The sequence below is a fragment of the Staphylococcus sp. NWU MK-U1 genome, from assembly GCF_033283505.1.
GTDB lineage: Bacteria > Bacillota > Bacilli > Staphylococcales > Staphylococcaceae > Staphylococcus > Staphylococcus haemolyticus.
Map to the genome: position 1 here is coordinate 26,028 of NZ_JAVSMG010000009.1, position 16,544 is coordinate 42,571.

Annotated in this window: 17 protein-coding genes; 16 read left to right on the plus strand and 1 reads right to left on the minus strand. The window is 33.6% G+C overall.

All coding sequences use genetic code 11. The annotated features are described in order from the left end of the window. The first annotated feature begins 1 nt into the window (after position 1). The 6 genes from rlmN (at position 2) to SBL16_RS10705 (ending at position 6,232) form a co-directional block, all read left to right on the plus strand. The gene (gene rlmN, locus SBL16_RS10680) at positions 2–1,096 is read left to right on the plus strand and encodes a 23S rRNA (adenine(2503)-C(2))-methyltransferase RlmN (protein ID WP_107611419.1); all 1,095 of its coding nucleotides are present in this window, start codon (positions 2–4) and stop codon (positions 1,094–1,096) included. 5 nt (positions 1,097–1,101) lie between these two features. Further along, on the plus strand, positions 1,102–1,845 hold the full coding sequence (locus SBL16_RS10685; protein ID WP_107611420.1) for a Stp1/IreP family PP2C-type Ser/Thr phosphatase: 744 nt from the start codon (positions 1,102–1,104) through the stop codon (positions 1,843–1,845). After that, positions 1,842–3,869, plus strand: a complete 2,028-nt coding sequence (pknB, locus tag SBL16_RS10690; protein WP_317954032.1) for a Stk1 family PASTA domain-containing Ser/Thr kinase — start codon at positions 1,842–1,844, stop codon at positions 3,867–3,869. The genes SBL16_RS10685 and pknB overlap by 4 nt, the downstream gene beginning before the upstream one ends. A gap of 194 nt (positions 3,870–4,063) precedes the next feature. After that, the gene (gene rsgA / locus SBL16_RS10695; RefSeq protein WP_107611422.1) at positions 4,064–4,939 is read left to right on the plus strand and encodes a ribosome small subunit-dependent GTPase A; all 876 of its coding nucleotides are present in this window, start codon (positions 4,064–4,066) and stop codon (positions 4,937–4,939) included. Beyond that, positions 4,939–5,589, plus strand: a complete 651-nt coding sequence (rpe, locus tag SBL16_RS10700) for a ribulose-phosphate 3-epimerase (RefSeq protein WP_317954034.1) — start codon at positions 4,939–4,941, stop codon at positions 5,587–5,589. Before rsgA ends, rpe begins: the two co-directional genes overlap by 1 nt. Position 5,590: 1 nt before the next feature. Beyond that, on the plus strand, positions 5,591–6,232 hold the full coding sequence (locus SBL16_RS10705) for a thiamine diphosphokinase (protein WP_107611424.1): 642 nt from the start codon (positions 5,591–5,593) through the stop codon (positions 6,230–6,232). Between the two features lie 61 nt (positions 6,233–6,293). On the opposite strand, the gene rpmB is transcribed toward SBL16_RS10705, so the two are convergent. Beyond that, entirely contained in the window at positions 6,294–6,482 is a 189-nt protein-coding gene (gene rpmB, locus SBL16_RS10710; protein ID WP_011275976.1) for a 50S ribosomal protein L28, read from the minus strand. A gap of 282 nt (positions 6,483–6,764) precedes the next feature. On the opposite strand from rpmB, the gene SBL16_RS10715 reads away from it, so the two are divergent. The 10 genes from SBL16_RS10715 (at position 6,765) to rnc (ending at position 16,507) form a co-directional block, all read left to right on the plus strand. Beyond that, a complete protein-coding gene (locus SBL16_RS10715; RefSeq protein ID WP_011275975.1) occupies positions 6,765–7,133 on the plus strand; it encodes an Asp23/Gls24 family envelope stress response protein in 369 nt (122 codons plus the stop codon). A 20-nt stretch (positions 7,134–7,153) separates the two neighbouring features. Further along, complete coding sequence (gene fakA, locus SBL16_RS10720; RefSeq protein WP_107611425.1) at positions 7,154–8,812, plus strand: fatty acid kinase catalytic subunit FakA; 1,659 nt, start codon at positions 7,154–7,156, stop codon at positions 8,810–8,812. Between the two features lie 184 nt (positions 8,813–8,996). Continuing rightward, complete coding sequence (locus SBL16_RS10725; protein WP_107611426.1) at positions 8,997–9,800, plus strand: thermonuclease family protein; 804 nt, start codon at positions 8,997–8,999, stop codon at positions 9,798–9,800. A 154-nt stretch (positions 9,801–9,954) separates the two neighbouring features. Continuing rightward, complete coding sequence (recG, locus tag SBL16_RS10730; protein ID WP_107611427.1) at positions 9,955–12,006, plus strand: ATP-dependent DNA helicase RecG; 2,052 nt, start codon at positions 9,955–9,957, stop codon at positions 12,004–12,006. A gap of 135 nt (positions 12,007–12,141) precedes the next feature. After that, positions 12,142–12,702, plus strand: a complete 561-nt coding sequence (gene fapR, locus SBL16_RS10735) for a transcription factor FapR (protein ID WP_107611428.1) — start codon at positions 12,142–12,144, stop codon at positions 12,700–12,702. A gap of 1 nt (position 12,703) precedes the next feature. Next, positions 12,704–13,690 carry a phosphate acyltransferase PlsX gene (gene plsX / locus SBL16_RS10740; RefSeq protein ID WP_107611429.1) on the plus strand — a complete coding sequence of 329 codons (987 nt, stop codon included), beginning with the start codon at positions 12,704–12,706 and terminating at the stop codon, positions 13,688–13,690. Next, entirely contained in the window at positions 13,683–14,612 is a 930-nt protein-coding gene (gene fabD / locus SBL16_RS10745) for an ACP S-malonyltransferase (RefSeq protein WP_107611430.1), read from the plus strand. Before plsX ends, fabD begins: the two co-directional genes overlap by 8 nt. Then, positions 14,602–15,339 (plus strand): 3-oxoacyl-[acyl-carrier-protein] reductase, encoded by a 738-nt coding sequence (gene fabG / locus SBL16_RS10750; protein ID WP_011275968.1) that lies wholly within the window; start codon positions 14,602–14,604, stop codon positions 15,337–15,339. The genes fabD and fabG overlap by 11 nt, the downstream gene beginning before the upstream one ends. A 112-nt stretch (positions 15,340–15,451) precedes the next feature. Next, a complete protein-coding gene (locus tag SBL16_RS10755; RefSeq protein WP_001830184.1) occupies positions 15,452–15,685 on the plus strand; it encodes an acyl carrier protein in 234 nt (77 codons plus the stop codon). A gap of 69 nt (positions 15,686–15,754) precedes the next feature. Then, the gene (rnc, locus tag SBL16_RS10760; RefSeq protein WP_390897054.1) at positions 15,755–16,507 is read left to right on the plus strand and encodes a ribonuclease III; all 753 of its coding nucleotides are present in this window, start codon (positions 15,755–15,757) and stop codon (positions 16,505–16,507) included. The last annotated feature ends 37 nt before the right edge of the window (positions 16,508–16,544 follow it).

Below are 16,544 nucleotides of genomic sequence, written 5' to 3' on the forward strand. Positions count from 1 at the left end.
GATGATAACTACTGAAAAAAAGAAGAAAAATAAATTCTTGCCTGATTTTGAAAAACAGTCGATTTATTCATTAAGATATGATGAACTGCAAGAATGGTTAGTAGAACACGGCCAACAAAAATTTAGAGCCAAACAAATATTTGAATGGCTATATCAAAAGCGCATAGATAGCATTGATGACATGACAAATTTATCCAAAGATTTGCGTCAAGTTTTAAAAGATAATTTTGCAATGACAACATTAACTACTGTTGTTAAACAAGAAAGTAAAGATGGAACAATTAAATTCCTATTTGAACTACAAGATGGCTATACTATTGAAACCGTATTAATGCGTCATGACTATGGAAATTCAGTTTGTGTGACAACTCAAGTTGGTTGTCGTATCGGTTGTACATTCTGTGCCTCAACATTAGGAGGCTTAAAACGTAATTTAGAAGCAGGAGAAATTGTTTCACAAGTCTTAACAGTTCAAAAAGCATTAGATGCAACTGATGAACGTGTATCCCAAATTGTTATAATGGGTATTGGTGAACCTTTTGAGAATTATGATGAAATGATGGATTTCTTACGTATCGTTAATGATGACAACAGTTTAAACATCGGTGCACGCCATATTACAGTTTCAACATCAGGTATAATTCCACGTATTTATGATTTTGCCGAAGAAGACATTCAAATTAACTTTGCCGTAAGTTTGCATGCAGCTAAAGATGAAATTCGATCTAAATTAATGCCAATTAACAGAGCATATCATGTAGATAAATTAATGGAAGCAATCAAATATTATCAAGAAAAAACAAATCGCCGTGTGACATTTGAATATGGATTGTTCGGTGGCGTAAATGATCAACTAGAGCACGCACGTGATTTAGCACATCTTATTAAAGATTTAAATTGTCATGTTAACTTAATCCCAGTTAATCATGTTCCAGAACGAAATTACGTCAAAACACCTAAAGACGATATTTTTAAATTTGAAAAAGAACTAAAACGATTAGGTATTAATGCTACAATTAGAAGAGAACAAGGATCAGATATTGACGCAGCATGTGGACAATTAAGAGCGAAGGAACGACAAGTAGAAACGAGGTAATCACAATGCTAAACGCACAATTTTTCACAGATACTGGACAACATAGAAATAAAAATGAAGATGCAGGAGGTATTTTTTATGACCAAACCCAACAACAGTTATTAGTATTATGCGATGGTATGGGTGGTCATAAAGCGGGGGAAATTGCAAGTCAGTTTGTTACTTATGAACTTCAAAAACGTTTTGAAGATGAGAATTTTATTGAGTATGAACAAGCCGAAACTTGGTTGCGTTTTAATTTAAAAGAGATTAATCGTGAACTATTTGAATATGCTCAAACTAATGAAGAATACAAAGGTATGGGTACAACATGCGTTTGTGCCCTGGTATTCGATAAACAATTGGTAGTGGCCAATATAGGGGATTCTAGAGCCTATCTAATTAACTCTAGAGAAATTGAACAAATTACTTACGATCATTCGTTTGTAAATCACTTAGTGATGACAGGTCAAATAACTGAAGAAGAAGCTTTTACACACCCGCAACGTAATATTATTACTAAAGTAATGGGGACAGATAAACGCGTGAGTCCAGATATATTTACAAAACGTTTTAATCATTATGACTTTATAATGTTAAATTCTGATGGTTTAACGGACTATGTTAGAGGTGAAAGTATTCATGAGTCTTTTAATGAATCATTATCATTAGAAGAACATGGGGAGCAACTAATTCAATTAGCATTAAATCATGATTCAAAAGATAACATCAGTGTCTTAATAGCAGCTATTGAAGGTGATCGTCTATGATTGGAAAGATAGTTAGTGAACGTTACAAAATAGTAGATAAGCTTGGTGGCGGGGGTATGAGTACCGTTTACTTAGCAGAAGATACCATTTTAAATCGTGAAGTAGCGATTAAAGCAATCTCTATTCCTCAGAATGAAAAAGAAGAAACGATGAAGCGTTTCGAACGAGAAGTTAACAATGCGACACAACTTTCACATGAAAACATTGTTGAAGTATATGATGTTCAAGAAGATGAAGAGTGCTTCTTTCTAATTATGGAATATATAGATGGACCTACTTTATCAGAATACATACATAGCCATGGACCTTTAAGTGTAGATATAGCTATTGATTTCACGAATCAGATTTTAAAAGGTGTGGCACAAGCGCATGAAAAACTTATCATACATAGAGATATAAAACCTCAGAACATTTTAATTGATAAGAACAAAACACTAAAAATCTTTGACTTTGGAATTGCAAAGGCGTTAAGTGAAACATCTATGACACAGACGAATCATGTATTAGGTACAGTTCAGTATCTCTCACCAGAACAAGCTAAAGGTGAAACTACGAATGAAGCAACTGATATCTATTCCATCGGTATCGTTCTATACGAAATGTTAGTTGGTGAACCGCCATTTAATGGTGAGACAGCCGTTAGTATCGCAATAAAACATATTCAAGATTCAATTCCAAATGTAACGGAGTTAAGATCTGAAATACCTCAATCACTAAGTAATGTCGTACTTAAAGCAACGGAGAAAAAAGCCTCTGATCGCTATCAAAGTGTTAAAGATATGAAAGAAGATTTAAGTAGCGTGCTTGTATCTAGTCGTGCTAATGAAAAGAAGCATTCTATTGAAGAAGATGAGACAAATACAGTATCGATTGATAGACAAGATATTAAAAGTAAAATAAAAGAAGAAAATGAACAAAAACAAATTGCACAAACGATGCAAATACCGATTGTTAATGAGCATCATTTTCAAACTAGTGAAGCACAAATTTATGAACCACCTAAGAAAAAACGTTCAAAAAAGAAGAAATTCGCTATTGCGCTTATTTTACTATTATTAGTCGCAAGTTTATTTGGTTTTATAGCGATGGGCATGTTTGGTAGTAAATATGCGGAAATGCCTGATCTTAAAGGTAAAACTGAAAAAGAAGCGGAAAAAATACTGAGACAATCTCATTTAGAAATTGGTAATATCTCTAGAGATTACAGTGATGATTATCCGGAAAATAAAATAATAAAGACTAAACCAAAACAAGGTGAAAGAGTTAATCAGCATGAAAAGGTAGATATTGTGCTTTCAAAAGGGCCTGAACGTGCTAAAATGCCTAATGTTATAGGCATGAAAAAAGCAGATGCATTAGATAAATTGAAACAATCTAAACTTGATCATGTGACAGTCAATCAAGAATATAATAATCAAGTACCTAAAGGTGCTATAGCTAAGCAAAGTGTTAATCCTGATAGTTATGTTCGTATAAACGATCATCAAATTACTTTAACCGAATCATTAGGTGTTAAAAAGGTATATGTTAAAAATTATGAAAATAAAAATTATCAAATTGCAAAGAAAGAACTTGAAAAAAGTGGTCTGAAAGTACAAATGACGACAGAATCAAGTAATAATGTTAAAAAGGATAATATTATTTCACAAAGCCCTAAAAATACAGAGGTTGAAGAGGGAAGTACAGTACAATTCATTGTTTCAAAAGGAAAAGCATCTTCAAAAGATGAAGACAAAGATTCAGAGAAATCTAAATCTTCTAGTGAAGACAAGTCTGATGATAAACAAAAAGTTAAGAATTATACAGAAACATATCACAACCCATATACGGGAGATGACGAAAGTCAAAAAGTTCAAGTTTACATTAGAGATAAGGACAATAGTGGCACATCTGCTAGCCAAACGTTTAGTATAAAAGATGACAAAACGATAACGATTCCGCTTAAAATTGAGCAAGGCTCAGATGCGGGCTATACGATTAGAGTTGATGGCGATGTAATTGCAGATAAAGATATAGAATATTAAATTTAACCCTTTTAGTGAATGGAATAACGCACATTCCCTAAAAGGGTTTCTTAGTAAATAAATCGTAAAATTATTATGTAAACTAAAAATAAATATATAATGATAAATCATTTCTTCAATTCACTTCTGGATATAATAATCTTCAAGCATTTGCTATAATAATTTAATATAAATAATGATTAAGAGGTGTCATTTTGGAAACTGGACGAATTATCAAACTAATTAGTGGTGTCTATCAAGTAGATGTTGATGGAACTTTATATGATACTAAACCACGCGGTCTTTTTAGAAAGAAGAAATTTTCACCAATTGTGGGGGATATCGTTGATTTTGAAATTCAAAACACAAGTGAAGGCTATATTCATCACGTTCACGAGCGTCATAATGAATTGAAACGACCACCAGTTAGTAATATTGATGGCTTAATCATCGTGATGAGCGCTGTTGAACCAGATTTCTCAACGCAATTGTTAGATCGCTTCTTAGTTATTGCGCATTCGTATGATTTAGAGCCGAGTATTCTAGTGACTAAAAAGGATTTAGCCTCTGAAAATGAAATTGAACAAATTAATGCGTGGTTAAAAGTTTATGAAGCAATTGGTTACAATACGCAATTTGTAGGCAAGCATACGAGTCAACAAGAAGTTGTGGCTACATGGCCTAAAGGGCTCATTGTATTAAGTGGTCAATCAGGTGTAGGTAAATCGACGTTTATCAATGCGTTTAAACCAGAACTAAATTTAGAAACTAATCATATCTCTAAATCGCTTAATCGTGGTAAACATACAACTAGACATGTAGAGTTGTTTGAAAGAGAATCTGGTTTTATCGCAGATACACCTGGATTTAGTGCGCTAGATTTCGATCATATTGATAAAGATGAATTGAAGCATTATTTTATAGAAATGAATCGCTTTAGTGAGGAATGTAAATTTCGAAATTGCAACCACATTAAGGAACCAAAGTGTCATGTCAAACAGCAATTAGAAAATGGTGAATTAGCACAATTTCGCTATGATCACTATATTCAATTATATAATGAAATTTCAAATAGAAAGGTCAGATATTAATGAAGAAAATCTACCCATCACTTTTATCAGCCGATTTTTTAAATTTAGAGAATGAAATTAAAGCTTTAGAAGAAGCACAAATTGATGGTCTGCACTTTGATGTAATGGATGGTCAATTTGTACCTAATATTTCTATTGGTATTCCTATTCTTGATTCAGTTAGAGCAACTACTCAATTACCGATTGATGTTCACTTAATGATTGAACAACCTGAACAATATATTAATACCTTTGCTGAACACGGTGCTGACATGATATCAGTACATGTTGAGGCTACACAGCATATTCATAGAGCATTACAAATGATAAAAAATGCCGGAAAGAAGGCTGGCGTTGTAATTAATCCTGGTACACCAGTTGAGTCAATATTACCAGTACTTGAAATTGTTGATTATGTACTTGTTATGACTGTAAATCCAGGATTTGGTGGTCAATCATTTATAGAAGCATGTGCAGCAAAAGTGAAAATCTTAAGAGATTTAAGACAATCATTAAATTTAAATTTTAATATCGAAGTTGATGGTGGTATCAACAATGAAACTATTAAAATATGTGCTGATAATGGGGCAGATATGTTTGTTACCGGTTCTTATTTCTTTAAACAGGAAGATTATGGTAAGGTAACACAATTATTGAAAGGCAGATATTGATATGCGAATCAATTTATTATGTAGTGACCGTCATTTGCCATCAGATGTATTAACCGCGTTGAAGCAGGACTCTTGGGGCGGGATTGACAGAGGTGCACTTATTCTTATAAATCATTCTATTATTCCAGTTTTCTCAGTTGGAGATTTTGATTCTGTTTCAGAAGAAGAACGTCATCAATTGAAACACGAATTAAATATCAAACCAGTTAAGGCTGAAAAAGATGATACTGATTTGGCATTAGGTGTAGAGGAAGCTGTTAATAGAGGATTTACAGAAATACACATTTATGGCGCAACAGGTGGTAGATTAGATCATTTTATGGGTGTTTTGCAAATACTACAAAAGCCAAAATATGTAGAACAAAACATCTTAATTATTGTTGAAGATCTACAAAATGAAATTAAGTTATTGAAGCAAGGTAGTCATGAAATTCGTAAATTACAAAATTATCCATACGTTTCATATATTCCAGTTAGTGATATGGTTGCTTTGTCATTAGTTGGATTTAAATACAATTTGAATCAGCAACCTCTTGAAAAAGGATCTACACTTACATTATCGAATGAGGTTAAAGAGAATATTGCACAAATCGAAGTACATGAGGGACAAGTCTTACAAATTAGAAGTAGAGATGCAAATTAAAATTAAGCATAAAAAAATGCCTTCACCACATATGAAGGCATTTTTTAGTGCATTATATTTATTAAACTCTAGTAACTTTACCAGATTTTAAAGCACGAGCAGAAACCCAAACTTTTTTAGGTTTTCCGTCAACTAAAATTCTAACTTTTTGAAGGTTAGCATTAAATCTGCGTTTATTCGCATTTAAAGCGTGTGAACGATTATTACCAGTCGATGCTTTACGACCTGTTACGTAACATTGTTTACCCATCAAAGTACCTCCTTTAATAAATATAAATACACTTGACTACTTATATACTTAAATAAGATACCATATATGAAATTTTAAAGCAATGAAATTAAAGTCGTTTTCTTTAAAAATGTTTTGAAATTTATAATTTATGGTATAATTGTAAGCTGAGGAGTTATGTAATATATTTAATTAAGTTATTAAGACTTATTTATGGAAGAATCGGTTATTTTCAATTATGAATTTAATTGTAAATTTTTATAGTTTCGTCATTTTTAAACAAATTTCAGGAGGAATATAAAGATGACAATAGAAATCTCAAATGATTATGGTAAAATCGATATCTCAAATGAAGTCATTGCTTCAGTAGTAGGCAGCAAAGCTGTTGAAAGCTATGGTATTGTAGGTATGGCATCAAGACAACAAGTTAGAGATGGCATTGCCGAAATTTTAGGACATGAAAATTATGCTAGAGGCATTGAAGTAAAAGAAAACAATGGTGTCATTGATATAGATATGTATATTATTGTAAGCTATGGTGTAAAAATTTCAGAAGTAGCAAACAACGTACAATCATCAGTAAAATATACACTTGAAAACTCACTAAATGTTAAAGTGAATTCAATTAATATATTTGTACAAGGTGTAAGACTTAATAATAAGGGCAAGTAGGTATAGGAGGACTTAGCAGGATGATTAGCAAAATTAATGGTAAATTATTTGCCGATATGATAATACAAGGGGCACAAAATTTATCTAATAATGCAGATTTAGTGGATTCATTAAATGTATACCCTGTGCCAGATGGCGACACAGGAACTAATATGAATCTTACGATTACTTCTGGACGTGAAGAAGTTGAAAATAATTTATCTCAAAGCATTGGTGAATTAGGGAAGACATTCTCTAAAGGATTACTTATGGGTGCACGTGGCAACTCAGGTGTTATTCTATCTCAATTATTTAGAGGTTTCTGTAAAAATATCGAAACTGAAAATGAAATAAATGCGCAACAACTTGCAAGTAGTTTTCAAGCGGGAGTTGATACAGCTTATAAAGCAGTGATGAAACCGGTTGAAGGTACGATCTTAACTGTTGCTAAAGATGCTGCAAAAGCTGCGGTTAATAAAGCCGAAGAAACAGATGATTGCGTTGAAGTTATGGAATATACAATTGCGGAAGCTGAAAAATCATTAAATAATACGCCAAATCTACTTGCCGTATTAAAAGAAGTTGGTGTAGTAGATAGTGGCGGTAAAGGATTACTATGTGTGTATGAAGGCTTCTTAAAAGGATTGACAGGTCAAACTATTGAAGCTAAAAAAGAAAAGTTAAACACAGAAGAATTAGTACATGAAGAACATGATTTCCACGGTGTGATAAATACAGAAGATATCAAATACGGCTATTGTACTGAAATGATGGTTCGCTTTGGAAAAGATAAAAGAGCATTTGATGAACAAACATTTAGAACAGATATGAGTCAATTCGGTGATTCTTTACTTGTGATTAATGATGATGAAATTGTTAAAGTGCACGTACATACTGAAACGCCTGGTGAAGTGTTCAACTATGGTCAAGAGTATGGTGAACTTATTAAATTAAAAGTTGAAAATATGCGTGAACAGCATCGTGAAGTGATTAGAAAAGAGAAACTAAATCATCATTCTGAAGAGCAAGAAGAATCAAAAACAGTTGAGACTGCGATTATCGCGATTTCAATGGGTGATGGTATTTCTGAATTGTTTACATCTATGGGTGCGACACATATCATAAGTGGTGGGCAAACAATGAATCCTTCAACAGAAGATATTGTGAAAGTAATTGAGCAATCGCAATGCAAACGCGCTATTATTCTACCAAATAATAAAAATATTAGAATGTCGAGTGATCAAGCTGCAACTTTAGTTGAAGCGGATACAGTTGTTATCCCTACAACATCAATACCACAAGGTATTGCGGCATTGTTCCAATACGATCCTTCATCATCGCTTGAAGATAATCACTCTCATATGACAACAGCATTAGAATCAGTGAAATCTGGTTCAGTAACATTTGCTGTTCGTGACACTAAAATTGATGGTGTAGAAATTAAAAAAGGCGAATTCATGGGATTATCAGAAAGCAAAATTGTTACAAGCAATGATGATGAATTTGCTACAGTCACTGGTTTGCTTAAAGCTATGCTTAATGAAGATAGTGAAATTTTAACTATCATTGCTGGTGAGGATGCAAATGATGAAATCTCTGGCAAATTAGTAGAATGGGTTGAAAGTGAATACCCGGATGTTGAAGTAGAAGAACATAATGGTGGACAACCGATTTATCAATATTTATTCTCAGTTGAATAACTAATTTCTAAAATAGCTATGAAGTAATCTATGACTATAGAATGCTTCATAGCTATTTTTTATATAGAGCTAAACTTTCATTTTCTTATAAATGATTTAAATGATAAAAATATTAAAATTTTAATAGTATTTTTTATGATATTTAGTATAAAATAAAGGTATATTAATTATTAGGAGAATACTTATGGGGAACATATATTTAGTATTTATTTGTCTTTTTATTATTATAAGTCTTATGTTACTTCTTTTTAAAAAGAAGGTTGCTATTGCAAGTTTTTCGATTTTAATAGCATTTACCTCAATATTAGTAGTAATGCCACAGCACATCGTTAATGCGCAAAGTAATGTATTAACAAAAGAGAAAGTTAAATTTGTGAAGGGCATCGACGGAGATACTGTTCAACTTCTTTACAAAGGAAAGAAATCAACTTTTAGATTGTTGCTTATCGATACACCTGAAACTAAAGATCCACGTAAACCTGTTCAAAAATATGGTCCAGAAGCTAGTCGTTTCACGACAAATATGTTAGCGAATGCTCGCACTATTCAAGTGCAGTTTGATAGAGGGCAACGCACAGATAAATATGGTCGTTATTTAGCGTATGTTTATGCTGATGGTAGAATGGTTAACGAAGCCGTTGTAAGACAAGGTTTAGCACGCGTAACATACATTTATCCACCTAATAATACGTTCGAACAGATGTTGAAGGTGAGTCAATCGAAAGCTCAAGCTGAAAAGCTAAATATTTGGAGTACGACAACATCGAACTCTAAAACCAAGACAGGTCAGACATCTACCGCCAAGTCTACTGTGAAGCCAACAACACCAAAGACCTCGCCTTCAAAAACAACAAAAAAGCAATCTAAAGAAAATTATAAAAATTGTACTTTGATGAGAAAGAAATATCCCAATGGAGTTAAAAAAGGACATCCTGCTTATCAATCTAAGTTAGACCGTGATAAAGATGGATGGGCATGTGAAAGATAAGCATTAATCATATAGTGAATTAGGGTGCGGAACAATGAATTCGTAATGAATATTGTTTCGTACCTTTTTTATAGTGCAAAAGGCGTAACAATCAATTAATCAGCCTAATCATGATAAAATAAAAATTAATATTACAAATACTAGGTGAGAAGTTATGACTAAAGTCAATTTAATAGAAAGTCCGTATCCGCTTCAAAGTATCAAAGGACTAGGACCAAAAAGAATTGCTTTATTGCAAGAACTGAATATTAATACGGTTGAAGACTTAGTACTCTATCTACCGACTCGATACGAAGATAATACAGTTGTAGATTTAAATATGGCTGAAGATCAATCTACAGTTACAATTGTCGGAGAAGTTTATTCGATGCCAACTGTCGCATTTTTCGGCAGAAATAAATCAAAGTTAACAGTGCACTTGATGGTAGATAACATCGCGGTCAAGTGTATCTTCTTTAATCAACCATACTTGAAAAAGAAAATTGAACTTCATGGGACGGTAACTGTTAAAGGAAAATGGAATCGTGCAAAACAAGAAATAAATGGAAACAGGATGTTTTTTAATGAAAAATCACAAGATACAAGTGAAATTAAGTTAGAACCTGTTTATCGCATTAAAGAGGGCATTAAACAAAAACAAATGCGGGATATGATTTATCAAACTTTAGATGATGTTACAATTCATGAATGGCTTACAGAAGAACTTAAACAAAAATATAAATTAGAATCCTTAGAGGATACACTACATGCCTTACATCGACCCAAGGATCGACAGGACTTATTACGTGCTAGAAGAACATATGCCTTTACTGAGTTATTTATGTTTGAATTAAGAATGCAGTGGTTAAATCGTTTAGAAAAGTCATCTGACGAAGCTATTGAGATAAATTACGATATTCAAAAAGTGAAAGATTTTATAGAAACTTTACCTTTTGAATTAACTGATGCACAAAAAAAGAGTGTAAATGAAATCTTTAGAGATCTAAAAGCACCGATACGTATGCACCGATTACTACAAGGTGATGTAGGGTCAGGTAAAACAGTTGTTGCAGCAATATGTATGTATGCGTTGAAAACAGCGGGCTATCAATCAGCATTAATGGTCCCAACGGAAATTTTAGCTGAACAACATGCAAACAGTTTAACTGAACTGTTCGGTGAGTACATGAATGTAGCATTGCTGACAGGTTCTGTTAAAGGTAAAAAAAGAAAAGTTCTATTAGAGCAATTAGAAAATGGTACTATTGATTGTTTAATAGGTACACATGCGCTTATTCAAGATGATGTAACATTTCAAAATGTAGGACTTGTCATAACAGATGAACAACATCGCTTCGGAGTCAATCAACGTCAACTCTTAAGAGAAAAGGGTGCAATGACGAATGTACTCTTTATGACAGCAACACCGATTCCTAGAACACTTGCTATATCTGTATTTGGTGAAATGGATGTGTCATCAATTAAGCAACTACCTAAAGGGCGCAAGCCAATTATTACAAATTGGGCAAAGCATGAACAATATGAGCAAGTGCTATCGCAAATGACGTCTGAACTTAAGAAAGGACGTCAAGCCTATGTAATATGTCCATTGATAGAGAGTTCAGAGCATCTTGAAGATGTGCAAAATGTAGTCGAGTTGTATGAATCACTTAAACTGCATTATGGCGAGGAAAAAGTAGGATTATTACATGGTAAAATGCCAGCTGAAGAAAAAGATGAGGTTATGACGCGATTCAGTCAACATGATATAGATATACTAGTTTCAACAACTGTAGTTGAAGTTGGCGTCAATGTACCAAACGCGACATTTATGATGATATATGATGCAGACCGCTTTGGTTTATCAACGTTGCATCAATTAAGAGGCCGTGTAGGACGTAGTGAACACCAAAGTTACTGTGTCCTTATCGCGTCTCCCAAGACAGAAACTGGCATAGAACGCATGACTATTATGACGCAAACAACGGACGGTTTTGAATTGAGTGAGCGTGATTTAGAAATGCGTGGTCCTGGTGACTTCTTTGGAGTTAAACAAAGTGGTTTGCCTGACTTTATGGTAGCGAACATTGTTGAAGATTATCGAATGCTTGAAGTAGCTCGAGACGAAGCGGCAGAGTTGATACAATCAGGTGAATTTTTTACAGAAACATATCAGCACTTACGAGAATTCATTGATCAGAACTTGCTACATATGAGTTTTGATTGATGCTCGAAAGTCACTATTGTCAAAAAGTAAAATATACCACTATGATATTTGTTGAGCTTATCAAACGGAAAGTGTTATGATATGTGAGGAATGTTTAAGACTTGGTACTAATTTCACTTTTAAGGAGGGATTTAATTGAAATTGAAAAAAGCAGAACGTCGTCAGGCGATTCAAAAAGCAATTGAATTAAATCCCTTTATTACGGATAGTGAATTATGTGAACAGTTTGAAGTTAGTATTCAAACCATACGGTTAGATAGAACTAACCTAAGTATTCCAGAACTACGAAAGCGTATTAAATTAGTAGCTGAGCAAAATTATGAACAAATTCGTGCCCTAGAGGCAAATGAAGTGGTTGGAGATTTAATTCAAGTTGAACCAGATATATCCGCTCAATCTCTCATTGAAATTACTGAAGAATCCGTTTTTACGAAGACTCAGATAGCACGAGGTCATGTGTTATTTGCTCAAGCAAATTCGCTTTGTGTAGCTTTAATACATAAATCAACAGTGTTAACACAGGAAAGTAATGTAGCATTCATTGAGAAAGTTAAACTTAATGATACAGTAAGGGCAGAAGCACACGTTGTAAATAAAACTTCGCACCATTATGTTATAGAAGTAAACTCATACGTAAGAGACACAATAGTGTTTAAAGGAACGTTTAAAATGTTTTATATAAGCGAGGATGAATGACATGGTTAAAATTGCTATTGATATGATGGGTGGAGATGACGCACCCGGTATCGTCTTAGAAGCGGTTGAGAAAGCAGTTAATGATTTTAAAGATTTAGAGATTATTTTATTTGGTGATAAAAATCAATACACACTCAATCATGAACGTATAGAATTTAGACATTGTTCTGAGAAAATAGAAATGGAAGACGAACCTGTTAGAGCTATTAAACGTAAGAAAGACAGTTCAATGGTAAGAATGGCAGAAGCAGTGAAAAAAGGTGAAGCGGATGGATGTGTGTCTGCAGGTAATACCGGAGCGCTTATGTCAGCAGGTTTATTCATTGTTGGTCGTATTAAAGGCGTGGCAAGACCAGCACTTGTAGTCACTTTACCAACAATTGATGGTAAAGGATTTGTATTTTTAGATGTGGGTGCCAATGCAGATGCGAAACCTGAACATTTATTGCAATATGCACAACTTGGTAATATTTATGCTAAAAAAATACGTGGCATTCAAAATCCTAAAGTATCATTATTGAATATCGGTACAGAACCAGCTAAAGGTAATACATTGACTAAGAAATCTTACCAACTACTTAAAGACGATCAAAGCTTTAACTTTGATGGTAATATTGAAGCTAAAACGTTAATGGAAGGTAATACTGATGTAGTGGTAACTGATGGATATACGGGTAACATGGTACTTAAAAATATTGAAGGTACTGCAAAATCAATAGGTAAAATGTTGAAAGAAACATTTTTAGGAAGTTTAAAAAACAAACTAGCAGCTTTAGTATTAAAAAAAGACTTAGATACATTTACTAAGAAGATGGATTATGCAGAATACGGTGGATCAGTATTATTAGGTCTTGACGGAACGGTTGTTAAAGCGCATGGTGGATCTAATGCTCGCGCGTTTTATTCTGCAATTCGACAAGCTAAAATTGCTGGCGATGAAAAGATTGTCGATATTATGAGAGAGACGGTAGGTGGTAAGGATGAGTAAGGTAGCAATTATTTTCCCAGGTCAAGGTGCACAAAAAGTTGGCATGGCAAGTGATTTGTTTAATGAGGATGCGAAAGCGACAAATATTCTAAATACAGCTCAAGAAGCAATGGACTTTGATTTATTGGAAACGATGTTTACAGATAATGAGAACAAACTAGGTGAAACTGAACATACACAACCAGCTTTATTGACGCATAGTATAGCGTTATATAGTGCATTAGATAATATTAATGCTGATTATACTATGGGACACAGCTTAGGTGAATATTCTAGTTTAGTTGCTGCAGGAGTATTAAAATTTGAAGATGCAGTTAAGATTGTTCGCAAACGTGGTCAATTAATGGCTCAAGCTTTTCCAAATGGTGTTGGTAGTATGGCAGCAGTATTAGGTTTGAGTTATGAAGAAGTAGACCGAATTTGTAAAGAATTATCTACAAATGATGAATTGGTCGAACCAGCAAACATTAATTGTCCAGGCCAAATTGTAGTGTCAGGTCACAAATCACTTATTGATAAATTTGTTGAAGAAGGTAAATCGTTAGGTGCTAAACGTGTCTTACCTTTAGCGGTTTCTGGACCTTTTCATTCTTCAATGATGCAAGTAATTGAAAAAGACTTTGAGTCTTTCATTAATCAATTTGAGTGGCATGATGCATCGTTCCCGATTGTTCAAAATGTTAATGCACAGGGTGAAACTGATGCAGCAACAATTAAGTCCAATATGATTAAACAATTATATTCACCTGTTGAATTTATCGAATCAGCAGAATGGTTAATTGCGCAAGGTGTAGATCATTTTATAGAAATTGGTCCTGGTAAGGTCTTATCTGGTTTAATTAAGAAAATAAATCGCGATGTTAAATTGACATCAATTCAAACATTAGAAGATGTGAAAGGATGGAATAATCATGACGAATAAAAATGCATTAGTGACTGGTGCTTCAAGAGGTATAGGTCGTAGTATCGCATTACAATTGGCTGAAGATGGTTTCAATGTAGCCGTAAACTATGCAGGTAATAAAGAAAAAGCTGAAGCAGTTGTTTCTGAAATTAAAGCTAAAGGTGTTGAAAGTTTTGCGATTCAAGCAAATGTAGCTGAAGGTGACGAAGTTAAAGCTATGATTAAAGAAGTCGTTAGTCAATTTGGTTCGTTAGATGTACTTGTGAATAACGCTGGTATCACTCGTGATAACTTATTAATGCGCATGAAAGAACATGAATGGGATGATGTTATCAATACTAACCTTAAAGGTACATTTAATTGCATTCAAAAAGCTACACCTCAAATGCTTCGTCAACGTGGTGGTGCAATCATTAACTTATCAAGTATTGTAGGTGCCATGGGTAATCCAGGACAAGCTAACTATGTTGCTACTAAAGCAGGTATAGAAGGTTTAACGAAATCAAGCGCACGTGAACTTGCATCACGTGGTATTACAGTCAATGCGGTAGCACCTGGTTTCATTGTTTCAGATATGACAGACGCACTGAGTGATGATTTAAAATCACAAATGTTAGAACAAATACCTTTATCTCGATTTGGTGAAGATACAGATATAGCGAATACAGTAGCATTTTTAGCATCTGATAGAGCAAAATATATTACTGGCCAAACAATCCATGTCAATGGTGGCATGTACATGTAATTGAAGTACTTGAATTTTATTATCAGTGTTTAAGAAATGCTTGTATTTTACCCATTAAAATGGGAAAATATAGTAGTCTATGGATAGACACTTTTAAAGGAGGTGAATCGACGTGGAAAACTTCGATAAAGTAAAAGATATCATCGTTGACCGTTTAGGTGTAGATGCTGATAAAGTAACTGAAGACGCATCTTTCAAAGATGATTTAGGCGCTGACTCACTTGATATCGCTGAATTAGTGATGGAATTAGAAGATGAATTTGGTACTGAAATTCCTGATGAAGAAGCTGAAAAAATCAATACTGTTGGTGATGCAGTTAAATACATCAATAGTCTTGAAAAATAAAAACTTACATCTGAGTCGTCTACAAGATGGCTCAGATTTTTTCTTAAGAATCAAACAAAGAATAAACATATGGGAGGTTCTAATGTGACTAATCCAAAAAAAATAGAAATGGTTAATGACTTTCAACAACAGTTTGCGAAGAAAATGAATGAGTTGGGATTTACATATTCAAATATTGACTTGTATCAACAAGCTTTCTCTCATTCAAGTTTTATCAATGACTTTAATATGGATCGTTTGGCGCATAATGAGCGACTCGAATTTCTAGGCGATGCGGTATTAGAATTGACGGTATCACGCTACCTTTTTGATAAACATCAGGATCTACCAGAAGGTAATTTAACAAAAATGCGTGCAACAATTGTATGTGAGCCCTCACTTGTAATATTTGCTAACAAAATCGAGTTAAATCAACTTATCTTATTAGGTAAAGGTGAAGAAAAAACGGGTGGGAGAACACGCCCTTCATTAGTGTCCGATGCCTTTGAAGCTTTTGTCGGGGCTTTATATCTTGATCAAGGATTAGATGTAGTTTGGCAATTTGCTGAGAAAGTGATTTTTCCATATGTTGAGGATGATGAATTGGTTGGTGTTGTTGATTTTAAAACACAATTTCAAGAGTATGTTCATAGTCAAAATCGTGGAGATGTGACTTATCGTTTAATTAAAGAAGAAGGTCCAGCGCATCATCGATTGTTTACGTCGGAAGTCATTTTAGAGAATGAAGCAGTAGCAACAGGTCAAGGTAAAACTAAAAAAGAATCAGAACAAAAAGCGGCAGAGAGCGCTTATTCAAAATTAAAAAGCAATAATAATCTTTAACATATATTAAAGAAAACCATTAAACGGTAAAATATTG

What these genes read in the sequence shown, in the direction of transcription:
- SBL16_RS10725 (WP_107611426.1), top strand. Translation starts at nt 8,997, where the DNA reads ATGGGGAACATATATTTAGTATTTATTTGTCTTTTTATTATTATAAGT.
- SBL16_RS10705 (WP_107611424.1), top strand. Translation starts at nt 5,591, where the DNA reads ATGCGAATCAATTTATTATGTAGTGACCGTCATTTGCCATCAGATGTA.
- SBL16_RS10715 (WP_011275975.1), top strand. Translation starts at nt 6,765, where the DNA reads ATGACAATAGAAATCTCAAATGATTATGGTAAAATCGATATCTCAAAT.
- pknB (WP_317954032.1), top strand. Translation starts at nt 1,842, where the DNA reads ATGATTGGAAAGATAGTTAGTGAACGTTACAAAATAGTAGATAAGCTT.
- fabD (WP_107611430.1), top strand. Translation starts at nt 13,683, where the DNA reads ATGAGTAAGGTAGCAATTATTTTCCCAGGTCAAGGTGCACAAAAAGTT.
- fakA (WP_107611425.1), top strand. Translation starts at nt 7,154, where the DNA reads ATGATTAGCAAAATTAATGGTAAATTATTTGCCGATATGATAATACAA.
- fabG (WP_011275968.1), top strand. Translation starts at nt 14,602, where the DNA reads ATGACGAATAAAAATGCATTAGTGACTGGTGCTTCAAGAGGTATAGGT.
- rlmN (WP_107611419.1), top strand. Translation starts at nt 2, where the DNA reads ATGATAACTACTGAAAAAAAGAAGAAAAATAAATTCTTGCCTGATTTT.
- rnc (WP_390897054.1), top strand. Translation starts at nt 15,755, where the DNA reads ATGGGAGGTTCTAATGTGACTAATCCAAAAAAAATAGAAATGGTTAAT.
- recG (WP_107611427.1), top strand. Translation starts at nt 9,955, where the DNA reads ATGACTAAAGTCAATTTAATAGAAAGTCCGTATCCGCTTCAAAGTATC.
- SBL16_RS10685 (WP_107611420.1), top strand. Translation starts at nt 1,102, where the DNA reads ATGCTAAACGCACAATTTTTCACAGATACTGGACAACATAGAAATAAA.
- plsX (WP_107611429.1), top strand. Translation starts at nt 12,704, where the DNA reads ATGGTTAAAATTGCTATTGATATGATGGGTGGAGATGACGCACCCGGT.
- rpe (WP_317954034.1), top strand. Translation starts at nt 4,939, where the DNA reads ATGAAGAAAATCTACCCATCACTTTTATCAGCCGATTTTTTAAATTTA.
- rpmB (WP_011275976.1), bottom strand. Translation starts at nt 6,482, where the DNA reads ATGGGTAAACAATGTTACGTAACAGGTCGTAAAGCATCGACTGGTAAT.